A 20,395-nucleotide genomic window follows, 5' to 3' on the forward strand; every position below is an offset into this window, starting at 1 on the left:
TCCCAGCTTTCGCTGGGATGACGTGCTTGTCTAAATTCTCTCAGGCCTCTTCCGGCTCCGGCGGGCCGAACAGTGTGCCGCGTTCGGAGAACAGCACGAAGGCCAGGCTCAGCACCGCGGTCACCAGCAGCGCCAGCGCCAGCGGGCGTGCGGTGCCGTCGTAGGAATAGCCGATATAGGCGCCCAGCGCCGCCCCGCCGGTCATCCGCAGGAAGCCCTGCGCCGAGCTGGCGGCGCCCGCGATGTGGCGGAAGGGCTGGAGCGCGATCGAGCCGAAATTGGCGCCGATGAAGCCGAGCAGGCTCATGTTGGCGGCCATCAAGGGCACGAAGGTCCACAGGCTCTCGTCGGGCTGGTTGGCGAACCACAATTGCGCCGCGGCCACGATGATGAACAGGAACAGCGCCGCGTGGCTGACCCGGCGCGCGCCGTAGCGCTCGACGATGCGGCTGTTGAGCCAGTTGGCCACCGCCATGCAGCCCGCGCAAATCGCGAAGATCAGCGGGAAATCGTCCCCCGCGCCGAAGGCCTCGCCGATCAGCTGCTGGCTGGAATTGATGAAGCCGAACAGCCCGCCGAACACCAGCGCGCTGCCCAGCGTGTAGCCGACCGTGGTGCGCAGCGTCACCGCGCTGCCCATGTTGCGCGCGATCTGCGGGATGTAGATCGGCTGGCGGTCTTCCTCGTGCAGCGTCTCGGGCAGGCGGGTGAAGACCCAGACCGACATCACCACGCCGGCGAGCGCCATGGTCACGAAGATCCAGCGCCAGTCGCCGGTCAGCAGCAGCACGCCCTGCCCGATCGAGGGGGCGATCGCGGGGACCAGCAGGAAGATGACGAAGATCAGGCTCATCATCCGCGCCATCTTGTCGCCGCCGACGCGGTCGCGGATGATCGCAGGCGGCAGCGCGATGATGCTCGCGGCGAAGAAGCCCTGCGCCGCGCGCAGGATCACCAGCGCGTCGAACGAAGTCGCCAGCGCGCAGGCGAGCGAGAGAGCGATATAGGCCCCGAGCCCGACGAACAGCACTGGGCGGCGCCCGAAGCGGTCGGCGAAGGCGCCGGGAACCAGCGTGCCGATGCCGGCCGCGAGCAGATAGACCCCGATCACGAACTGGCGGTCGTTGCCCTGCGCGCCGAGAGTCGTCGCCAGCTCGTCGAGCGCGGGGAGGATGGCGTCGATCCCGAAGGCGTTGAGCGCCATCAACATCGCCATCATCCAGATCAGCTCGCGCTCGCCGATGGGCTTGCGGGTCGCAGACGCCGCGGGACGGCGGGTCGGCACGGCCGAACCGTGAAGCTCGCCGCCGGATGGAATATCGTTTCGCATGTGCACAATATGCGAATTGGAACGAACGGTTCCGATTTGCAACCCGCACGCCTATCTTTGGCCCGCGATGAGGCAGGACGACCACACCAGCGACGGCGGCCCCGAGGGCGAGGAGAGCGAGGCGCAGGGGCTGCGCAAGATCATCCATGTCGACATGGATGCCTTCTTCGCCAGCGTCGAGCAGCGCGACCATCCCGAACTGCGCGGCAAACCGGTGGCGGTGGGCGGCTCCAGCGGGCGCGGCGTGGTCGCGGCGGCGAGCTACGAGGCGCGGGTCTTCGGGGTAAAAAGCGCGATGCCCTCGGTCACCGCCAAGCGGCTGTGCCCCGACCTGATCTTCTGCAAGAGCCGTTTCGAGGTCTACCGCGAGGTCAGCCAGCAGATCCGCGCGGTGTTCCGCCACCACACCGAGCTGGTCGAACCGCTGAGCCTCGACGAGGCCTATCTCGATGTCACCGCCGACAAGCTCGGGATCGGCTCGGCGACGCGGATCGCCGAGCTGATCCGCCAGGCAATCCGCGCCGAGACCCGGCTCACCGCCAGCGCCGGGGTGAGCTACAACAAGTTCCTCGCCAAGCTCGCGAGCGACCAGAACAAGCCCGACGGGCTGTGCGTGATCCGCCCCGGCCAGGGTGCGGCTTTCGTCGCGCAACTGCCGGTGCGGCGGTTCCACGGGGTCGGCCCCAAGGGCGCGGAGAAGATGGCGCGGCTGGGGATCGCGACGGGCGCGGATCTGGCGCAGAAGGACATCGCCTGGCTGCGCGCACATTTCGGCAGCTTCGCCGATTATCTCTACCGCGCGGCACGCGGCATCGATCTGCGCCCGGTGCGCTCGACGCGGATCCGCAAATCGGTCGGCGGCGAGCGGACCTTCGGCGAGGACATCTCCAGCGGCCCGGCGCTGCGCGAGACGCTGGAGGACATCATCGCCATCGTCTGGACCAGCATCGAACGGGCCGAGGCGCGCGGGCGGACGGTGACGCTCAAGCTCAAATACACCGATTTCCAGATCATGAGCCGCGCGAAATCGCTGCCGCGCGTGGTCGCGGACCGCGAGGAATTCGCGACGATGGCGCGCGCGCTGCTCGACGAGGTGCTGCCGCTGCCGATGCCGATCCGGCTGATGGGACTGACGCTGTCGAAGCTTGAGCGCGAAGGGGCAGAGGAACCGCCGCGCCCCGATGCGCAATTGTCGCTGCTTTAGACTTGGGATCGAGCCCCTTCGCTCCTCCCCCTTGAGGGGGGGGGAGGCCGGGAGGGGGTGTACGACGCTTATGGGGTGAACTACGCCTATGGTTTGCCATGCCACTGGCCGGGACGCGCGCCGGCGGCGCGCTCCCCCACCCCCGGCCCCTCCCCGCGGGGAGGGGAGAAGAGAGACTAATCCATCGCGCTTTGGGAGGTGAGGTCGTTGACCCGTTCGCGCCAGAAAGCGAGCCGGGCGCGGGTGCGGGGGCTGAGCGGTTCGGGCAGCGACTGCAACGGAAAGAACCGCGCCTCCACCACCTCGCGGCGATCGGGCCGGGGTTCGTCATCGGTCATGCAGGTGAAGACATGGGCGGTGTGCGGCGAACCCGAGACCTGCTCCTCGAACCTGCCGACCAGCCGCGCGCCTTCGGCGGTACAGCCGGTTTCCTCGCGCAACTCGCGCACCGCTGCCTGCTGGGGCGTCTCGCGGCGCTTGATCCCGCCGCCCGGCAGGAACCAGCCGCTCGGGCCATAGCTATGGCGGACCAGCAGCACCTGATCGCGGTGATCGCAGGCAATCATCGTCACCCCCTCGAGCGGGGTACCACGCCACAACCGCCAGCGATGACGCCCATCATGCGCCAGCCGCAGCGCGAAGCGGTGGAGCTTCGCGATCATCCCGCAAACACCGTCACCGGCTGGCGCGCTGCGGCGAGCAGTCGTGACACCGGCAGATCGCCCTCCCCCGCCAGCGCTGCCGTCATGACGTCATTCTTCTCGTCGCCGCGGATGACGAAGACCAGTTCCTCGCTGTCGAGCAGCGCGGGAATGGTCAGGCTGATCCGGTCGAAGGGCGCCTCGGGCGGGAGCGGGTCGGGGGTGAGCCGGACCAGGCTGCGCGGATCGTCGGCGCGCGGATCGGTGCTGGGGAACAGCGAGGCGATGTGTCCGTCGGCGCCCATCCCCAGCCAGGTCAGCGCGAAATGCGGCACCTGCTCCATCACGCTGAGCGCCGCGACCTCGGCTCCGGCGGGTTCGAACAGCGCGCGCAGCTTGCCGGTGTTGCTCGCCTCGTGGTGCTCGGGGACCACCCGGTCGTCATTGGGCCAGACCACCAGCCGCTCCCATGGCAGCTTGTGCTCGAGCAAAATTTCGATGATCGGGAACGGGGTGGAGCCGCCCGGGACGGTCACCGCCACCGGGCCCGCGGACGCGCGAAAGGCCCGCTGCAGTCTTGCAGCGAGCCATTGCGCGATGGCGCGGTCGTCCGCGCCATCGATACGGGTTGTGTCGGCCATCGCCGCTCCCCTCGTGCGGCGCCTGTTACTTGGCGGTCTGGCCGAGGAACCAGATGCGCTCCTCGCACTGGTCGATCCAGTCGTCGACGATCCCGCTGGTGGCGTTGTCGCCCACCTTCTCGGACTCGTCCTTCACCTCGTTCAACCGGTCGTGAAGCTTGCGATTGGCATCGCGCAATTCCTCGACCATGGAATCGGCGGAGATCGTCACGTCGTCCTGATCCTTGACCCGCGTCGCCTTGGCGATCGAGCCGATTGAGGTCAGCGTGTTCTCGCCGTTCTTGCGCACCCGTTCGCCGATATCGTCGACCGTGCCGATCAGCTGCGCGGCCTGTTCGTCGAACAGCAGATGCAGGTCGCGGAAGCGCGGCCCCGCGACGTGCCAGTGGAAGTTCTTGGTCTTGATGTAGAGCGCGAAAGTGTCCGCCAGCGCGCCGTTGAGCGCTTCGACAAGGCCCGCTTTTGCGTTGTTTCCGAGTTCGGTCATAATGCCTCCTGTTTTCGCCGCGTGACCCGCAGCGCTGTGTGTATCGGATTTCCAACGGCACAGAGACCGCTTTGTTTCATGCAGCGCCCCGCTTGCTGAAATCGCTTTTCTCGATCGTCACACGATCCCGCGAGCGGTCAGGCCGATCAGCAGCGCAAGCAGCAGTGTAACGCAGCCCAGCGCGATGCGGATTCCCCGCAGCGGCAGGCGGCGTTCGAGCGCATGGCCCAGCGCCCAGCCCATGGCGAGCGCCGCGCCGCCGCCGAGCGCGCCGCCGAGCGCGGTCATCTGGGGCGAGGAAGTCGCGGCGGCGATGGCGAAGATGCAGAAGCGCGCGCCGTCGCCGATCTGGCGCGATAGCAGCACGATCGCCAGCGCGGGGAGAGAGCGGGTCGGCTCGCGCGCGGGAGCCACCCTGATCGGCCAGAACAGTTCGAAGGCTGCCGCCGCCAGCGCGAAGGCGACCAGCATGGTTTCCGCCGAGTCCGAGATCAGCATCTCGACCCGCCAGCCGGCCCAGGCCATCGCCGAGGCGCTGAGCGCGGCGCAGGCGAGCCCGGTCGCAAGCACCATGGGCGAGCCGCCGAAATGCCCGCTCAGCCGTGCGACGATCAGCTGGTCGCGTGCACCGATCCCGGCGAGGAAGGCGGCGACCATGGCGAAGAACAGCGAGGCGGTCATGTGGGCCCGGGTTGCATGATCGGCATGAAAGGTCCTGTCTGGCGGCGCGGCGCGCCATGCGATAGCACCCCCGCCGAGGAAAGCTAATTGGGAGAGAGACGGATGGAATTGACGCAAGGCATGGCGGCGGTGGTGACCGGCGGCGCTTCGGGTCTGGGCAAGGCGAGCGCCACCGCGCTGGCGGAAGCGGGGCTCAAGGTGGCGATCTTCGACGTCGACCACGAGGCGGGCGAGGAACACGCGGGCGCGATCGGCGGGAGCTTCCACCATGTCGACATCACCGACGAGGATTCGGTCGTGGCGGGTTTCGCCGCGGCGCGCGAAGCGCATGGCCAGGAGCGGGTCACCGTGCATTGCGCGATGGCCAGCCGCCGCGGCAAGACGCTGGGCTGGGATAAAGAGAGCGGCGGCTACAAGCGGCTCTCGACCGAGGATTACGCCTTTGGTGCCGAAGGCATTCTCGTCTCCTCCTACCGGATCGCCAGCCATTCGGCGCTGGGAATGGCGAATGCCGAGCCGCTGAACGATGACGGCGAGCGCGGCTGCATCACGCTGACCGCCAGCGTCGCGGCGCAGGACGGGCAGATCGGCCAGGTGATCTACGGCAGCTGCAAGGCCGGGGTGAACGGGCTGGTGCTGCCGATGGCGCGCGATCTGATGGACATGGGGATCAGGGTCAATTCGGTGATGCCGGGCATCTTCGCCACCCCGCTGATGCTCGGGATGAAGGAGCGCAACCCGCAAATGTGGGAGCAGCTCAACGCCAGCGTGCCCTTCCCCAAACGGCTCGGAAACCCTGACGAATTTGCCTCGCTGATCCTCGAGATCGCGCGCAACACCTATCTCAACGCGCATCAGTTCCGGCTCGACGGCGCGATCCGCATGCCGCCGCGCTGACGCAAGAGGGATATTGACGGCGGGCGGCCATCGCGGCACATGCGCCGTTACGCGGGTATGATGTAATGGTAGCCTGCCAGCTTCCCATGCTGGACGCGCGAGTTCGATTCTCGCTACCCGCTCCACAATCCTGAACCAGCCGCAGAAAACCGCTACCCGTCGCGGATCGGGCAGATGGCCCGCTTGCAGGCCTTCTGCGCGACGCGGAATCCCGTTTAGCGTTGCAATGCCTTCAGAGAACGTTCTTGAACTCGATAACGGTATTGCATCCGCTCCAGCCATGTGCTTGACCAAGGACATGCACGGTCACTTGGCCGCGCAATACGGGGGGTCGTAAAATGGGGTTTTGCCGCTCAATGTCGGTGGGCGCTTCTGCGCTTATCCTGAGTTCGTGCGGAGGAGGCGATTCACCCGCTCCGCCTCCCGCCCCACTCCCCACCACCGCAAGCCTGCCGGTGACCTTGTCCGGAACCTCGGCAGCTATCGACATAAGCGAAGGCCAGGCCGCTTCGGTGGGTTTCGATGCGACTTATACCGGGGATTCGTCCGACCCGATCGTGGCGGATGTCCAGATCGGCGGGCGCCGCATCGCCTTGAGCGGCACTCCGACCGCTTCGGGCAAGACTTTCACCGTTCGCCTGGCAACCGTTCCTTTCCCCGCCGGGGGACGCAGCGAAGTTCCGGTGACGTTTCGGCTCTGCAAGACCAGCGCCTGCGATGCCGTCTATCCGGGATCCTCGAAGACATTCGCGATAAATCTCGATGTCGAGCTCGGTGACTGGACGACCTTACAGCGCACCGCGTCGCACACCGGTTTCGTCGCTGCGCGGTACGACGTCGACGATTTTGCGCTGGCTTGGAGCGTCGACGATTTCGCCGCTACCGCCGATGGGGTCGCGGCCACGCGCGGCGGTGTCTTCGCAACCATCACGGACTCCAACGGAGAAAAGTCGCAGCGGCGCATCGATCCCGCGAATGGCAATGCATTGTGGGCTTACTCGCTGGCGCCGGCGAGCTATGCGAGCGCACCGTTCTATGCGGACGGGCTGGTCGCCTCGATGGCCATGGACATCTCGTCCGGTCAGATTCCGATGCAGGTCCTCAATGCCGAAGAAGGTCGGTATCGAACGACCGTCACCTACGCCAGCCAGTTCAGTTCGGGCGGGACGCCGACGCCATATGGCGGCAGGATCTACTTCCAGGCCGGGTACTACGGGAACGTCGTCTACGGCGCCGATCCGGCTAGCGGTGGCACGCTGTGGGAACGCGATACGACCCAAGGCGGGCGAGGCTATGTCATGGAGGGCCAGAGCGTCGCGGTCGACGACAGTTCCGTCTATTATTTCGGCGGCGGCGATCTCGTGATCCTGTCGCGCGAAACGGGGGTCGAGACGAGGCGCATCCCCAATCCGTTCTTCTCCAGCTTCAATCTGAGTTACTACGGTAGCTATTCCGGCGCGCCGATCCTCGACGGGGAGGGACGCATCTTCACCTTCACGGATAACCGCGGAGAGAACCAGCCCGCACCGCTGATGGGATGGTCGGTCAACAGCAGCCAGCCTCTATGGCGAAGTGCCAATACATACGTCGATGATCCGGCGTATCACGATGGCAGGCTCTATGCGCCGCGTGCCAACAGCGCCGTGGTCGATGTGTTGGACGCATCCAATGGAGCGCTGATACGGACCATTGCGATGAGCAGTGGCAGCCAGAACCTGCAGAGCAATGTCGTCCTGACCGAAAAGCACATGTTCGTAGCCACGGAGACGACCACCTACGCCATCGATCTGAGTCGGAACGGCGACCCGGTGGTGTGGTCGGCGCCCTACGGGGGCGAGCTGGCGATCACGCCCGATAATGTTCTGATCGTCGTCGGTCGGCAAAGCATACGCGGCTTCAAACTCTTCTGATCTTGATGGACCGCCTTCGAGCGACAATTCGCTTACGGTTCGCAGGGCGCCGATCGCGAGACGGAACCGCGAGCGCCCGAGGTTGAGCCGAGCGGGTGACGAGCCGGACATGTCTCACTACCCGCTCCGCTCTCTTTTCTAAGACAAGCCCGCTCGCCGCCGGTTGCAAATGAAACCGGGTTGCGTTCGGACCCCTCGCGCGCCTAGGCCGTTGGGGAGAAAAGAGAGGTATTCATGCGCAACATCGACCACGTCATCTCCGGGGGCACCAAGGGCCTGACCGGCAGCGGCCGCAGCCACCAGATCTGGAACCCCTCGACCGGCGAGGTCCAGGCCGAGGTCGCATTGGGCGACGCGGCGCTGCTCGACCACGCGGTGGCAATCGCGAAGAAGGTCCAACCCGGCTGGGCCGCAACCAATCCGCAGCGCCGCGCGCGGGTGATGTTCGCCTACAAGCAGCTGATCGAGGAGAACATGCAGGAGCTCGCCGAGCTGCTCGCCTCCGAACACGGCAAGGTGGTCGACGACGCCAAGGGCGACGTCCAGCGCGGGCTCGAGGTGATCGAATACGCCTGCGGCATCCCGCAGGTGCTCAAAGGCGAGTACACCCAGGGCGCGGGCCCGGGGATCGACGTCTATTCGATGCGCCAGCCGATCGGCATCGGCGCCGGCATCACCCCGTTCAACTTTCCCGCGATGATCCCGATGTGGATGTTCGGCATGGCGATCGCCGCGGGCAACGCCTTCATTCTCAAGCCTTCCGAACGCGATCCGTCCGTCCCGGTGCGGCTCGCCGAGCTGTTCCTCGAGGCCGGCGCGCCCGAGGGGCTGCTGCAGGTCGTCCACGGCGACAAGGAGATCGTCGACGCGATCCTCGACCATCCCGATATCGCGGGCGTCAGCTTCGTCGGCAGCTCGGACATCGCGCAATATATCTACAGCCGGGGGACCGCCAACAACAAGCGCGTGCAGGCGTTCGGCGGGGCCAAGAACCACGGCATCGTGATGCCCGACGCCGATCTCGACATGGTGGTCAACGATCTCGCTGGCGCCGCCTTCGGCTCGGCGGGCGAGCGCTGCATGGCGCTGCCCGTGGTCGTGCCCGTGGGCGAAGACACCGCCGACGCCTTGCGCGAAAAGCTGATCCCCGCGATCAATGCGCTGCGTATCGGGGTCTCCAACGATCCCGACGCGCATTATGGCCCGGTGGTCACCCCCGAGCACAAGGCGCGGATCGAGGGCTGGATCGACACCGCCGAGAAGGAAGGCGCCGAGGTCGTGATCGATGGTCGCGGCTTCTCGCTGCAGGGCCACGAGAAGGGCTTCTTCGTCGGCCCGACGCTGCTCGACCGCGTCACCACCACGATGGAAAGCTACCAGGAAGAGATCTTCGGGCCCGTGCTGCAGATCGTCCGCGCCAAGGATTTCGAGGAGGCGCTGCGGCTCCCCAGCGAGCACCAATATGGCAATGGCGTCGCGATCTTCACCCGCAACGGCCACGCCGCGCGCGAATTCGCGCACCGGGTCAATGTCGGCATGGTCGGGATCAACGTGCCCATCCCGGTCCCGGTGGCCTATCACAGCTTCGGCGGCTGGAAGCGTTCGGGCTTCGGCGACATCGATCAATACGGCACCGAGGGCCTGCGCTTCTGGACCAAGACCAAGAAGGTCACCCAGCGCTGGCCCGACGGTGGCGGGGACGGGTCGAACGCCTTCGTCATCCCGACGATGGGCTGAGCGCGATGCGGATTGCGTTCGCCGCCCCGCTCGCGCTGAGCCTGGCCCTCACCCTCGCCGCCTGTTCGCAGGAGGATGAGCCGCCGGTCGAAAGCGAAGTCGCCCCGGTCAGCACTGCGGACGATGCGAATCTCCGCGAGGCGGAGCGCTCGCTGGCCGACCCGACCGAGCAGGGCCCGACGCGCCAGCTCGCCGCGATCCCGCAGCGGTTTCGCGGCGTGTGGGATTCGCTCGATGGCAATTGCGCGCCCGCATCCGAACTCCGGATGGAGATCGGCGCGGATACGCTGGGCTTTTACGAGGCCCGCGGCGAGGTCACCGATGTGATGACCGACGGCGCGGATGCGATCATCGCCGGTCTGACGATGGAGGGCGAAGGCGAGCGCTGGACCATGACCCGCCGCTTCGAACTGACCGCTCCCGACCGCCTCATTCCGTCGCCCGTGGGCGAAGAGACCGATTTCGAACCCATGACCCTCAAACGATGCGAGAGCTGATATGACCTTGACCAAACTTGCCCTTATCGGTTCGCTTGCCGCTCTCACGGCAGGCTGCGCGACCGCAAATCAGGCCCCCGGCGCACCCGGGGACGGGATGACGGGCGCAGGCGGCACCTGCTCCGCCGCAGGTACCGACAGCTTCATCGGCCAGCGCGCCACCACCGAGACCGGAACCGCGATCCGCGCGCTTACCGGCGCCGAGATTTTCCAGTGGGTTCCCGAGGGCAGCGCGGTGACGATGGATTACCGCGAGAACCGGGTCCGGGTCAGCTACGACCGGGCGATGGCGATCACCAAGATCGCCTGCGGCTGAACATGACGAACCGCTCGACGAGCTGCCACTCCGCGGTGGAAATCGCCACCGCTCCGGTGCTAGGGAGCACGCCATGACAGGACAGTTCCAGCTCACCGACGACCAGCTCGCGATCCAGGAGATGGCGCGCCGGTTCACCGCCGACAACATCACCCCCCACGCGGCGCAATGGGACGAGGAGCACCATTTCCCGCGCGAGGTGATCAAGCGCACCGCCGAGCTCGGCTTCGGCGCGATCTACGTCTCGGAGGAAGCCGGGGGGATCGGGCTCGGACGGCTCGAGGCGGCGCTCATCATGGAGGCGATGGCCTATGGCTGCCCAACCACCAGCGCCTTCATCTCGATCCACAACATGGCCAGCTGGATGATCGACCGCTTCGGCGGGCAGGAGGTGAAGGACCGCTACCTTCCCGAGCTCGTGACGATGGACAAGATGGCGAGCTACGCGCTCACCGAGCCGGGCAGCGGCTCGGACGCCTCGGCGCTCAAGACCAGCGCAAAGCTGTATGGCGATCATTACGTGCTCAACGGCACCAAGCAGTTCATCTCGGGCGCGGGCTATAACGACGTCTATGTCACCATGGTCCGCACCAGCGAGGACAAGACCCGCGGCGTCACCTGTCTGGTGATCGACAAGGACACGCCTGGCGTCTCCTTCGGCAAGCCCGAGAAGAAGCTCGGCTGGAACGCCAGCCCGACTGCGCAGGTGATCTTCGAGGACGCTCGCGTTCCGGTCGCCAACCGCGTCGGCGCCGAGGGCGAAGGCTTCCGCTTCGCGATGATGGGTCTCGACGGCGGGCGGCTCAACATCGGCGCCTGCTCGCTGGGCGGGGCGCAGCGCTGCCTCGACGAGGCGGTGAACTACACCAAGGAGCGCCAGCAGTTCGGTCAGCCGATCGCCGATTTCCAGAACACCCAGTTCATGCTCGCGGACATGGCGACCGAGCTCGAGGCGGCGCGCGCGCTGCTCTATCTCGCCGCCGCCAAGGTCACCGACGACGCGCCCGACAAGAGCCGCTTCTCGGCGATGGCCAAAAGGCTGGCGACCGACAGCGGCTCCAAGGTGGTCAACGACGCGCTGCAATTGTTCGGCGGCTACGGCTATCTCACGGAATACCCGATCGAGCGCTTCTGGCGCGACCTGCGGGTGCATTCGATCCTCGAGGGCACCAACCAGGTGATGCGGATGATCGTCGGGCGGGACCTGCTGCGCCAGTAACGGAGTCGGAACATGGTAGAAGCGCTGCTTGTCATCCTTATCGCAACGGTGGTCTACTACGGGCACAACATTCTCAAGGAAATGCGCGAACGCCAATGATCCAGGACGTCAACATCCACACCCACGCCCGCGTCGGGCATGTCTCGCTCGACCGGCCCAAGGCGCTGCATGCGCTCACCCTCGACATGTGCCACGCGATGAGCGCGGCGCTGAGCGAGTGGGCGGGCGACGAGGCGGTCGAGGCGGTGGTGCTCGACCATGCCGAGGGTCGCGGCTTCTGCGCCGGGGGCGATATCGGCATGCTGCGCGATTCCGCGCTCAACGATGGCGGCGTGTCGGGGCGCAAGTTCTTCCACGACGAATATCAGCTCAACCACCAGCTGTTCACTTACGACAAGCCCGTGGTCGCCTTTATGGACGGGATTACCATGGGCGGCGGCGTGGGCATCGCGCTGCCGTGCAAATACCGCGTGGCTACCGAGAACACGCGGTTTGCCATGCCCGAAACCGGGATCGGCCTGTTCCCCGATGTCGGCGGCGGCTGGCATCTGTCGCGGCTGCAGGGGCGGCTGGGCCAGTTCCTCGCGCTGACCGGCGCGCAGCTCGATGGCGCGGAATGCCTCTGGGCGGGGATCGCGACGCATTACATCCCCAGCGAGAAGCTGGCCGAGGCCAAGGCGCGGATCATCGAGCATCCTGGCCGGATCGCAGGCATCCTCTCCGACCTCGCCGAGACCCCGCCCGAAGCGCGGATCGCGGGCAATCTGGATCGGATCCACCGCCATTTCGCCTCCGATAGTTTCGAGGACATCATCGCGAGCCTGGAAGCCGACGACGGCGAATGGGCGGCCAAGGAACTGGCGACGCTGCGCGGCAAGAGCCCGCAGACCTGCAAGGTCGCACTGCGCCAGCTCGCCAATGCGAAAGACTTCACCGATTTCGCCGACAATATGCGCCAGGAATACCGCATCGCCAGCCGGGTGATCACCCGCCCCGACTTCGCCGAGGGCGTCCGCGCGGTGATCGTCGACAAGACGGGCGATCCGGCCTGGAATCCGGCGACCCCCGAAGGCGTGAGCGAGGAGCTGCTCGACAGCATCTTCGCGCCGCTGCCCGAAGGCGAGGAATGGGTTCCGCTGACCACATAAAACAACCGTCACCCTGAACTTGGTTCAGAGTCCATCTCGCCACCTGCGCAGGTGGTTCGAACCCGAGAGATGGATGCTGAAACGAGTTCAGCATGACGGGATTTCTGGAGATTTGGATGTCCGACTACGAAACCATCACCGTCGAACAGCGCGACGCCGTCACGCTGATCACGCTCAACCGCCCGCAGGCGCTCAACGCACTCAATTCGCAGGTTCTCGAGGACCTGATCGCCGCCTTCGCCGCCTATCAGGCGGACGACAGCCAGCTCTGCGCGGTGCTCACCGGGTCGGGCGACAAGGCCTTCGCCGCGGGCGCCGACATCAAGGAGATGAGCGAGAAGCAGGCGGCCGATTTCTATCTCGACGATTTCTTCGCCCCCTGGACCAGCGAGATCGTCCGCAAGACCCGCAAGCCGTGGATCGCCGCGGTCAACGGCTTCGCGCTGGGCGGCGGCTGCGAGCTGGCGATGATGGCCGATTTCATCATCGCCTCCGACAAGGCGAAATTCGGCCAGCCCGAGATCAAGCTGGGCGTCGCGCCGGGCATGGGCGGCTCGCAGCGGCTGACCCGCGCGGTGGGCAAGTCCAAGGCGATGGAAATGTGCCTGACCGGGCGGATGATGGACGCCGCGGAAGCCGAGCGCGCCAATCTGGTGGTCCGCGTCGTGCCGCACGACGAGCTGCTGGGCGATGCGCTCAAGACTGCCAAGACGATCGCGTCGATGCCGCCGATGGCCGCGATCGCCAACAAGGAAATGGTCAACGCCGCCTTCGAGAGCACGCTCGACCAGGGGCTGGTGATAGAACGCCGCATCTTCCAGATCCTCACCGCGAGCGAGGACAAGGCCGAGGGCATGGCGGCCTTCGTGGAGAAGCGCGAAGGACAGTGGAAGGGGCGGTAGGGGTCTGCTGCCGAACCATGGATTGCCGCGCGACCTTACGGTCGCTCGCAATGACGAAGACGGGAGTGGAGCGACCAGCCTCTCCATCGTCATTGCGAGGAGCGCAGCGACGAAGCAATCCAGGGCCGGACCTTTCCGCGAGCGCCCCGCGATGGATTGCTGCACGACCTGCGGTCGCTCGCAATGACGAATTGAAAGAGCTGACATTTTGACCCCAGGTCGTCGTCCCAGCGAAAGCTGGGCCCGCTCTCAGGTCGAGATTGAGGCTAGAGATCCCAGCTTTCGCTGGGATGACGAGATAAAAAAGCGGAACACCCGCGACGCATCGAGAGGACACGCATCATGAAAATCGCCTTCATCGGACTCGGCAATATGGGCGGCGGCATGGCTGCCAATCTGGTCAAGGCGGGCCATGCGGTGAATGCCTTCGACCTCAGCGCCGAGGCGCTCGCCGCCGCCAAGGACAATGGCTGCGAGACCTTCACCGAGGCGCGCGAAGCGGTCGCCGGGGCCGAGGCAGTGGTGACCATGCTGCCCAATGGCGGGATCGTGAAATCGGTCTATCAGAACGACGTAATCGGCCATGCGCCCGCGGGCGCGGTGCTGCTCGACTGCTCGACCATCGATGTCGCCACCGCGAAGGAAGTCGCGGCGAGCGCGGAGGCGGCGGGCTACGACATGGTCGATGCGCCGGTTTCGGGCGGGATCGCGGCGGCCAATGGCGGGACGCTGACCTTCATGGTCGGCGGCACCGAGAAGGCGTTCGCGCGCGCCGAGCCGGTGCTGCAGGCGATGGGCAAGGCGGTGATCCACGCGGGCGATGCCGGCGCGGGGCAGACCGCCAAGATTTGCAACAACATGCTGCTCGCCATCTCGATGATCGGGACCGCCGAGGCGATGACGATGGCGCAGAAGCTCGGGCTCGATCCGCAGAAATTCTACGAGATTTCCTCGCAGTCCTCGGGCTATTGCTGGTCGCTCAACGCCTACACGCCGCTGCCCGGCGTCGGGGTCGAGAGCCCCGCCGACAAGGACTACCAGGGCGGTTTCGCGACCGCGCTGATGCTCAAGGATCTGCGGCTGGCGATGGAGGCCGCCGAGACTTCGGGTGCCAGCACCCCGCTCGGCAAACACGCGCAGGAACTCTACGAGGCCTTCGCGACCGAGAACGGCGGGCTCGACTTCTCGGCGATCATCAAGACGCTGTGATCGCGGCGATCACGCTGGCGAGCCAGTCGCGCGGGGCCCGGCGCTTGCCGATATCGGCGACGAATTCCTGACCCCGCGCCACGCTGCGCAGCCGCTTGCCCGGAAGCCAGCGGTCGGCGCGGTCGTGATAGCTTAGCCCCCCGGGGCGCAGCCAGTGCGGGCGCTGCCACAGGCTCGGCGGGCCACCCGCGACGGTGAGCCGTAGGCTGCCGGGCGCGGTGCGCACGGTGGCTCCCGGGCCGCGATAGACGACATCGTTGCGACCATGCGGCGCGAGCGCGTGGGGATGCCCGACCTCGATTAGCTCCGGCGGCGCGGGATGCGTGAGGTCGACGATCTCCTCCACCTCCATGTGACCGAAAATCCGGTGGTGCGGTTCGCCGCTCGCCTCCTCGCGGAACAGGCCGAAGAAGACGAAGACATCCCCCACCCCGACCCCCTGATTGACCAGATGCGTCTGCGCCGCGCCGCACTGGCCGAACAGGCAGGTCCCGTCGGCGCAGAACATCGGGTCGTGGTGGCACAGGTCCGCGCCGCCGAACCTGCCGCGGCTGGCGCGCTGCGCGTGCTCGCCCAGCCCCAGCGCGTCGTAGCTGGTGCGCGAGGCCGCGCCCGCTGGGATCGGCAGGCTGAGCGGGCGACCATCGACGATCGGCGATGGTCCGCCGCCAGCCGCGCTATCGAAACCCTTGCGGCTGAAGACGATCTTCATTCCCGCGTGTTCAGGATCAGCGCCCGCCCTGTTCGCTCTTGGTCGGCTCGCCCGAGGGCGCACCGGGTGCCTGCCACGCGAGCACCGGCTTGCGCGCCGCCTGCGTCTCGTCGAGCCTCCGCCGCGGCGCGTAATGCGGCGCCGACTTGAGCGTCTGGTCGCCCGCCTTGGCGCGCTCCGCGACGCTGCGCAGCGCCATGATGAACTGGTCGAGCGAGGCCTTGCTCTCGGTCTCGGTCGGTTCAACCAGCATCGCGCCGTGGACCACCAGCGGGAAATACATCGTCATCGGGTGGTACCCCTCGTCGATCAGACCCTTGGCGAGATCGAGCGTCGACAGCCCGCCGCCGAAGCCCTCGTCGCCGAACAGCGCCTCGTGCATGCAGGGCCCGCTGTGCGCGAAGGGCGCGGCGAGCACGTCCTCGAGGCTGCGCAGGATGTAATTGGCGTTGAGCACCGCATCCTCCGCGACCTGCTTCAAGCCGTCGGCGCCATGGCTGAGGATATAGGCGAGCGCGCGGGTGAACATCCCCATCTGGCCGTGGAAGGCGGTCATCCGCCCGAAGGTCCTGGCGTGGTGCTCCTGCGCGGTTTCTTCCTCGACCAGGTGGAAGCTGCCATCATCGAGCTGCTCGACGAAGGGCAGCGGCGCGAAGGGGGCGAGCGCCTCGGAGAAGACCACCGGCCCCGAGCCCGGCCCGCCGCCGCCATGCGGGGTCGAGAAGGTCTTGTGGAGGTTGATGTGCATCGCATCGACGCCGAGATCGCCCGGGCGCACCCGGCCGACGATGGCATTGAAATTGGCGCCGTCGCAATAGACCAGCCCGCCGGCGGCGTGGACCGCATCGGCGATCCGCTTGAAGTCGCGCTCGAACAGCCCGCAGGTGTTGGGGTTGGTGATCATCACCGCGGCGACGTCGGGCCCGAGCCGCGCCTCGAGCGCATCGAAATCCACGCGGCCATCGGCGTTGGCAGGGATGTCCTCGACCTCGTAGCCCGCGAAGGCAGCGGTGGCGGGGTTGGTGCCATGCGCGCTCTCGGGACACAGCACGACCTTGCGCGCGTCCCCGCGCGCTTCCAGTGCCGCGCGGATCGCGAGGATCCCGCAAAGCTCGCCATGCGCACCGGCCTTCGGGCTCATCGCGACTGCGGGCATGCCGGTGAGCGTCTTGAGCCATTCGCCCAGCTCGTGGATCACGCCCAGCGCGCCCTGCACCGTCTGGACCGGTGCCAGCGGGTGGCAATCGGCAAAGCCGGGCAGGCGCGCGACCTTCTCGTTGAGCCGCGGATTGTGCTTCATCGTGCAGGATCCGAGCGGAAACAGCCCGAGATCGATGGCGTAGTTCTGGCGGCTGAGGCGGGTGTAGTGGCGCACCGTCTCGGGCTCGGACAGGCCGGGCAGGCCGATCGGTTCGGAACGTTCGAACCCTCCTAAGCGAGACGCAAAAGCCCCTTCCCTCGAGGGAAGGGGTTGGGGATGGGTGTTCGGCGCCTGAGAGGCGGGCCCCCCCACCCCCGGCCCCTCCCCCGCGGGGAGGGGGGAAGCGGAATGCCCCTCGCCCGCAGAGAGGGCGGAGGTGAAATCGACCCCGGTGGTTTCGCTGTTGCCGATCTCGAAGATCAGCGGTTCCTCGAGCATCAGCGCGCGGTTGCCGGTGACCGTGGGGGGACCTTCCATCGAATGGTCGACGGTGACGGGGGTGCCGGGCTTCCAGCCCGAGGCGTTGGGGGCGTTCATGCCAGGGTCTCCGTGAGCGCGGCGCAGAGCGTGTCGATATCTTCCTCTGTGGTGGTCTCGGTGACCGCCACCAGCAGGCCCTCGGCGAGCGCCTCCGCCTGCGGGTAGAGCCGCCCGAGCGAGACGCCGGCGAGCACGCCGCGATCGGCGAGCTTGCGCACGACATCGCGCGCGTCGCGGCCCAGCGTCACCGTGAATTCGTTGAAGAAGCTCTCGTTGAGCACCTTGACCCCGGGAACCTGCGCCAGCTTGTCGGCGGCGATGCAGGCGAGGCGGTGGTTCTCCAGCGCCAGCGCGCGCAGCCCCTTCTCGCCCAGCAGCGTCATGTGGACGCTGAAGGCCAGCGCGCAGAGCCCGCTGTTGGTGCAGATGTTGCTCGTCGCCTTCTCGCGGCGGATATGCTGCTCGCGGGTCGAGAGCGTGAGCACGAAGCCGCGCTTGCCCTCGGCGTCCTGCGTCTCGCCGCACAGCCGCCCGGGCATCTGGCGGACATGCTTGGGATCGCGCACCGCGAACAGGCCGAGATAGGGCCCGCCGAACTGGAGCCCGACGCCGATCGACTGGCCCTCGCCGACGACGATATCCGCGCCGCATTCGCCCGGGGACTTGATCGCGCCCAGCGCCACCGGCTCGGTGTTGACCACCACCAGCAGCGCGCCCGCATCATGCGCCGCCGCAGCGATCCGTTCGAGGTCGGGGAGCCGCCCGAGGATGTCGGGATATTGCACCACGACGCAGGAGGTATCGCCGTCGATCCGCGCGATCAGCCCGTCGTCGTCGGGGCGCGCCTGGAAGGCCGGCGGCGCATCGGCGATGGTGTCGGCGGTGAACTTGGCCATGGTGCGGACGACCTCGGCGTAATGCGGGTGCAGCGCGCCCGAGAGCACCACCCGGTCGCGCCGGGTCACGCGCGCGGCCATCGCCACCGCTTCCCAGCAGGCGGTCGAGCCGTCGTACATCGAGGCGTTGGCCACCGCGCAGCCATAGAGCCGCGCGACCTGGCTCTGGAACTCGAACAGCATCTGCAGCGTGCCCTGCGCGATCTCGGGCTGGTAGGGCGTGTAGGCGGTCAGGAACTCGCCGCGCTGGATGATGTGATCGACGGTTGCCGGCACATGGTGGCGATAGGCCCCCGCCCCCAGGAAGAACGCCGCATCGCCCGCCGCCAGATTGCGCTGCGCCAGCCGCCGCATGTGTTTCTCGACCGCCATCTCGGATGCGTGCAGCGGCAGGCCGTGGATCGGCCCGTCGAGCTGCGCTTCGGCGGGGACATCGGCGAACAGCGCATCGACGCTGTCGGCGCCGATGGTTTCGAGCATGGCCGAGCGATCGGCGGGGGTCAGGGGGAGGTAGCGCATCGGAACTCCTTGTCCCCTCCCGCTTGCGGGAGGGGTGCGAGACTTGGGCCGCGACGCGGCCCTAGTCGCAGCGGGGTGGGCGTGTCGGGAAATGGGCCTTTGTCTTGCCCACCCCCGGCCCCTCCCGCGAGCGGGAGGGGAGAAACATCAAAGCTCGTCGCAGAAGCTCTTGTAGGCCTTGGCGTCCATCAGCCCGTCGAGCTCGACCTTGTCGGCGATGGTCAGCTTGAAGAACCAGCCGTCTTCCTCGGGGCTCGAATTGACCAGCGCCGGGTCCTCGTCGAGCGCCGCATTGGCTTCGGTCACCTCGCCGCTGATCGGGGCGTAGACGTCGCTTGCCGCCTTGACGCTCTCGACCACAGCGGCGTCCTTGCCTTTGGCGAGCTGCGCGCCGACCTCGGGCAGTTCGACGAAGACGATGTCGCCGAGCTGTTCCTGCGCGTAATCGGTGATGCCGACGGTTGCGGTATCGCCCTCGACATCGATCCATTCGTGTTCATCGGTGAAATAGCGGGCCATCGGGTCACTTCCCTCGGTAGTAGTTGTGGGGGACGAAAGGCAAAGCGGCGACCCTTGCGGGCAGACGCTTCTTGCGAACCTCGACTTCGACCTCGGTATCGACCTTGGCGAAATCGGCGGAGAGATAGGCCATCGCGATCGGATGGCCGAGCGTGGGCGAGAAGCCGCCGCTGGTGACGCGGCCGATTTCGGTGTCGCCCGAAAAGACCGTGGCGCCCTCGCGCGCCGGCAGCCGGCCTTCGAACACGAGCCCAACGCGGGTGTCGGCGCAGCCATCGGCCAGCCTCGCGGCGCAGGCGGCGTGGCCCATCCAGCCACCAGCCTCGCGGCGGCTCTTGGTAAGCGCGAAGGTGAGGTCGGCGGTCACCGGATCGATCTCGGCCGTGAGGTCGTGACCATAGAGTGGGAGCCCGGCCTCGAGCCGCAGGCTGTCGCGCGCTCCGAGCCCTGCGGGCCGCACCTCGATCTCGGCGCAGAGCCGGTCGGCGAGCGATTCGGCGAATTCGGCGGGGACCGAAATCTCGAACCCGTCCTCGCCGGTGTAGCCCGCGCGGGTGATCCGAAGCGGCCATTCGCCGAAGTGGTAATCGACCGCCTGCATGAACACGAGCTGCTCGGGCACACCGCGCATCACGCGGTTGAGCGCGGTCGCGGCGTTGGGGCCCTGCAGCGCGATCAGCGCCTGGTCGTCGAGATGGGTGAGCGTGATGTCGTCGTCGAGATGCTCGCGCAAATGGGCGATGTCGTCCCATTTCATCGCCCCGTTGACCACCAGGTAATAGGTCGGCTCGCCCCAATGGCCCTCGGTGCCCGCTTCCTCGTCGCCCGCGATCCAGGGGGTGACGTTGGTGACCATCAGATCGTCGAGAATGCCGCCCTCGTCGTTGAGCAGCAGCGAATAGCGCACCCGGCCGGGCTTCAGCGTGGCGATCGCGCCGGGGAGCAGCTTTTCCAGCTCCTCGGCCGCGCGCTCGCCCGAGACCAGCAGCTGGCCCATGTGGCTGACGTCGAACAGCGAGGCCTGCTCGCGGGTCCAATCGTGTTCGGCGACGATGCCCTCAAACTGGATCGGCATCTCGTAGCCCGCGAACTCGACCATTCGCGCGCCCTTGCCGCGATGCCAGCCATCGAGCGGCAGCTTGGCCGGCGCCTCGTCCGGACCATCGTCCGCGAAGTCTTCGGTGGGAAGGTCTTGGGCTTCGCTCATCATGGTTCCCGACTGCATGCACGGCCACGCCCCGGCGGGACG

The 20,395-nt window shown here is 67.1% G+C and carries 20 protein-coding genes and 1 tRNA gene; 11 read left to right on the forward strand and 10 right to left on the reverse strand.

From position 1 onward, the window contains the following. Positions 1–40 precede the first annotated feature (40 nt). Positions 41–1,330 (reverse strand): multidrug effflux MFS transporter, encoded by a 1,290-nt coding sequence (locus ACQ5J0_RS02205; protein WP_462570040.1) that lies wholly within the window; start codon positions 1,328–1,330, stop codon positions 41–43. A 67-nt stretch (positions 1,331–1,397) separates the two neighbouring features. On the opposite strand from ACQ5J0_RS02205, the gene dinB reads away from it, so the two are divergent. Beyond that, on the forward strand, positions 1,398–2,534 hold the full coding sequence (gene dinB / locus ACQ5J0_RS02210; protein ID WP_462568899.1) for a DNA polymerase IV: 1,137 nt from the start codon (positions 1,398–1,400) through the stop codon (positions 2,532–2,534). A gap of 176 nt (positions 2,535–2,710) precedes the next feature. On the opposite strand, the gene ACQ5J0_RS02215 is transcribed toward dinB, so the two are convergent. From ACQ5J0_RS02215 to ACQ5J0_RS02230, 4 genes are all read right to left on the reverse strand, one after another. Continuing rightward, entirely contained in the window at positions 2,711–3,196 is a 486-nt protein-coding gene (locus ACQ5J0_RS02215) for an NUDIX domain-containing protein (protein ID WP_462568900.1), read from the reverse strand. Further along, positions 3,193–3,816: a 6-phosphogluconolactonase gene (locus tag ACQ5J0_RS02220; protein ID WP_462568901.1), complete on the reverse strand. Its 624-nt coding sequence runs from the start codon at positions 3,814–3,816 to the stop codon at positions 3,193–3,195. The genes ACQ5J0_RS02215 and ACQ5J0_RS02220 overlap by 4 nt, the downstream gene beginning before the upstream one ends. A 25-nt stretch (positions 3,817–3,841) precedes the next feature. Beyond that, the gene (locus ACQ5J0_RS02225) at positions 3,842–4,303 is read right to left on the reverse strand and encodes a Dps family protein (protein ID WP_462568902.1); all 462 of its coding nucleotides are present in this window, start codon (positions 4,301–4,303) and stop codon (positions 3,842–3,844) included. A gap of 117 nt (positions 4,304–4,420) precedes the next feature. Beyond that, positions 4,421–4,984: a TMEM165/GDT1 family protein gene (locus ACQ5J0_RS02230; RefSeq protein WP_462568903.1), complete on the reverse strand. Its 564-nt coding sequence runs from the start codon at positions 4,982–4,984 to the stop codon at positions 4,421–4,423. A gap of 102 nt (positions 4,985–5,086) precedes the next feature. On the opposite strand from ACQ5J0_RS02230, the gene ACQ5J0_RS02235 reads away from it, so the two are divergent. The 10 genes from ACQ5J0_RS02235 to mmsB all read left to right on the forward strand — a co-directional run bounded on the left by ACQ5J0_RS02235 (position 5,087) and on the right by mmsB (position 14,819). Beyond that, positions 5,087–5,881 (forward strand): SDR family oxidoreductase, encoded by a 795-nt coding sequence (locus ACQ5J0_RS02235; RefSeq protein WP_462568904.1) that lies wholly within the window; start codon positions 5,087–5,089, stop codon positions 5,879–5,881. A gap of 51 nt (positions 5,882–5,932) precedes the next feature. Beyond that, positions 5,933–6,006: transfer RNA gene (locus ACQ5J0_RS02240), tRNA-Gly, on the forward strand. Between the two features lie 387 nt (positions 6,007–6,393). After that, entirely contained in the window at positions 6,394–7,791 is a 1,398-nt protein-coding gene (locus ACQ5J0_RS02245; protein WP_462568905.1) for an outer membrane protein assembly factor BamB family protein, read from the forward strand. Between the two features lie 234 nt (positions 7,792–8,025). Then, complete coding sequence (locus tag ACQ5J0_RS02250; RefSeq protein ID WP_462568906.1) at positions 8,026–9,528, forward strand: CoA-acylating methylmalonate-semialdehyde dehydrogenase; 1,503 nt, start codon at positions 8,026–8,028, stop codon at positions 9,526–9,528. A gap of 5 nt (positions 9,529–9,533) precedes the next feature. After that, positions 9,534–10,025, forward strand: a complete 492-nt coding sequence (locus tag ACQ5J0_RS02255; RefSeq protein WP_462568907.1) for a hypothetical protein — start codon at positions 9,534–9,536, stop codon at positions 10,023–10,025. A gap of 1 nt (position 10,026) precedes the next feature. Continuing rightward, positions 10,027–10,341 (forward strand): I78 family peptidase inhibitor, encoded by a 315-nt coding sequence (locus tag ACQ5J0_RS02260; RefSeq protein ID WP_462568908.1) that lies wholly within the window; start codon positions 10,027–10,029, stop codon positions 10,339–10,341. 73 nt (positions 10,342–10,414) lie between these two features. Continuing rightward, complete coding sequence (locus ACQ5J0_RS02265) at positions 10,415–11,560, forward strand: acyl-CoA dehydrogenase family protein (protein WP_462568909.1); 1,146 nt, start codon at positions 10,415–10,417, stop codon at positions 11,558–11,560. A gap of 95 nt (positions 11,561–11,655) precedes the next feature. Beyond that, a complete protein-coding gene (locus ACQ5J0_RS02270) occupies positions 11,656–12,708 on the forward strand; it encodes an enoyl-CoA hydratase/isomerase family protein (protein WP_462568910.1) in 1,053 nt (350 codons plus the stop codon). Between the two features lie 116 nt (positions 12,709–12,824). Continuing rightward, entirely contained in the window at positions 12,825–13,610 is a 786-nt protein-coding gene (locus ACQ5J0_RS02275) for an enoyl-CoA hydratase-related protein (RefSeq protein ID WP_462568911.1), read from the forward strand. A gap of 342 nt (positions 13,611–13,952) precedes the next feature. Then, positions 13,953–14,819, forward strand: coding sequence for a 3-hydroxyisobutyrate dehydrogenase (mmsB, locus tag ACQ5J0_RS02280; RefSeq protein WP_462568912.1), 867 nt, complete (start codon positions 13,953–13,955; stop codon positions 14,817–14,819). On the opposite strand, the gene ACQ5J0_RS02285 is transcribed toward mmsB, so the two are convergent. From ACQ5J0_RS02285 to gcvT, 5 genes are all read right to left on the reverse strand, one after another. Then, complete coding sequence (locus ACQ5J0_RS02285; protein ID WP_462568913.1) at positions 14,806–15,531, reverse strand: Nmad3 family putative nucleotide modification protein; 726 nt, start codon at positions 15,529–15,531, stop codon at positions 14,806–14,808. The two genes, mmsB and ACQ5J0_RS02285, sit on opposite strands and share 14 nt — an antisense overlap. A 16-nt stretch (positions 15,532–15,547) precedes the next feature. Continuing rightward, positions 15,548–17,269: an aminomethyl-transferring glycine dehydrogenase subunit GcvPB gene (gene gcvPB, locus ACQ5J0_RS02290; protein WP_462568914.1), complete on the reverse strand. Its 1,722-nt coding sequence runs from the start codon at positions 17,267–17,269 to the stop codon at positions 15,548–15,550. Beyond that, on the reverse strand, positions 17,266–18,627 hold the full coding sequence (gene gcvPA / locus ACQ5J0_RS02295; RefSeq protein ID WP_462568915.1) for an aminomethyl-transferring glycine dehydrogenase subunit GcvPA: 1,362 nt from the start codon (positions 18,625–18,627) through the stop codon (positions 17,266–17,268). Before gcvPA ends, gcvPB begins: the two co-directional genes overlap by 4 nt. A 147-nt stretch (positions 18,628–18,774) precedes the next feature. Then, positions 18,775–19,146: a glycine cleavage system protein GcvH gene (gcvH, locus tag ACQ5J0_RS02300; protein WP_462568916.1), complete on the reverse strand. Its 372-nt coding sequence runs from the start codon at positions 19,144–19,146 to the stop codon at positions 18,775–18,777. 4 nt (positions 19,147–19,150) lie between these two features. Further along, positions 19,151–20,353: a glycine cleavage system aminomethyltransferase GcvT gene (gcvT, locus tag ACQ5J0_RS02305; RefSeq protein ID WP_462568917.1), complete on the reverse strand. Its 1,203-nt coding sequence runs from the start codon at positions 20,351–20,353 to the stop codon at positions 19,151–19,153. Positions 20,354–20,395: the final 42 nt, after the last annotated feature.

It is taken from the genome of Qipengyuania sp. SM2512, assembly GCF_054954005.1.

Coding starts and splice junctions, on each gene's coding strand:
- ACQ5J0_RS02205 (WP_462570040.1), bottom strand. CDS start 1,330: ATGCGAAACGATATTCCATCCGGCGGCGAGCTTCACGGTTCGGCCGTG.
- dinB (WP_462568899.1), top strand. CDS start 1,398: ATGAGGCAGGACGACCACACCAGCGACGGCGGCCCCGAGGGCGAGGAG.
- ACQ5J0_RS02215 (WP_462568900.1), bottom strand. CDS start 3,196: ATGATCGCGAAGCTCCACCGCTTCGCGCTGCGGCTGGCGCATGATGGG.
- ACQ5J0_RS02220 (WP_462568901.1), bottom strand. CDS start 3,816: ATGGCCGACACAACCCGTATCGATGGCGCGGACGACCGCGCCATCGCG.
- ACQ5J0_RS02225 (WP_462568902.1), bottom strand. CDS start 4,303: ATGACCGAACTCGGAAACAACGCAAAAGCGGGCCTTGTCGAAGCGCTC.
- ACQ5J0_RS02230 (WP_462568903.1), bottom strand. CDS start 4,984: ATGACCGCCTCGCTGTTCTTCGCCATGGTCGCCGCCTTCCTCGCCGGG.
- ACQ5J0_RS02235 (WP_462568904.1), top strand. CDS start 5,087: ATGGAATTGACGCAAGGCATGGCGGCGGTGGTGACCGGCGGCGCTTCG.
- ACQ5J0_RS02250 (WP_462568906.1), top strand. CDS start 8,026: ATGCGCAACATCGACCACGTCATCTCCGGGGGCACCAAGGGCCTGACC.
- ACQ5J0_RS02255 (WP_462568907.1), top strand. CDS start 9,534: ATGCGGATTGCGTTCGCCGCCCCGCTCGCGCTGAGCCTGGCCCTCACC.
- ACQ5J0_RS02260 (WP_462568908.1), top strand. CDS start 10,027: ATGACCTTGACCAAACTTGCCCTTATCGGTTCGCTTGCCGCTCTCACG.
- ACQ5J0_RS02265 (WP_462568909.1), top strand. CDS start 10,415: ATGACAGGACAGTTCCAGCTCACCGACGACCAGCTCGCGATCCAGGAG.
- ACQ5J0_RS02270 (WP_462568910.1), top strand. CDS start 11,656: ATGATCCAGGACGTCAACATCCACACCCACGCCCGCGTCGGGCATGTC.
- ACQ5J0_RS02275 (WP_462568911.1), top strand. CDS start 12,825: ATGTCCGACTACGAAACCATCACCGTCGAACAGCGCGACGCCGTCACG.
- mmsB (WP_462568912.1), top strand. CDS start 13,953: ATGAAAATCGCCTTCATCGGACTCGGCAATATGGGCGGCGGCATGGCT.
- ACQ5J0_RS02285 (WP_462568913.1), bottom strand. CDS start 15,531: ATGAAGATCGTCTTCAGCCGCAAGGGTTTCGATAGCGCGGCTGGCGGC.
- gcvPB (WP_462568914.1), bottom strand. CDS start 17,269: ATGAACGCCCCCAACGCCTCGGGCTGGAAGCCCGGCACCCCCGTCACC.
- gcvPA (WP_462568915.1), bottom strand. CDS start 18,627: ATGCGCTACCTCCCCCTGACCCCCGCCGATCGCTCGGCCATGCTCGAA.
- gcvH (WP_462568916.1), bottom strand. CDS start 19,146: ATGGCCCGCTATTTCACCGATGAACACGAATGGATCGATGTCGAGGGC.
- gcvT (WP_462568917.1), bottom strand. CDS start 20,353: ATGAGCGAAGCCCAAGACCTTCCCACCGAAGACTTCGCGGACGATGGT.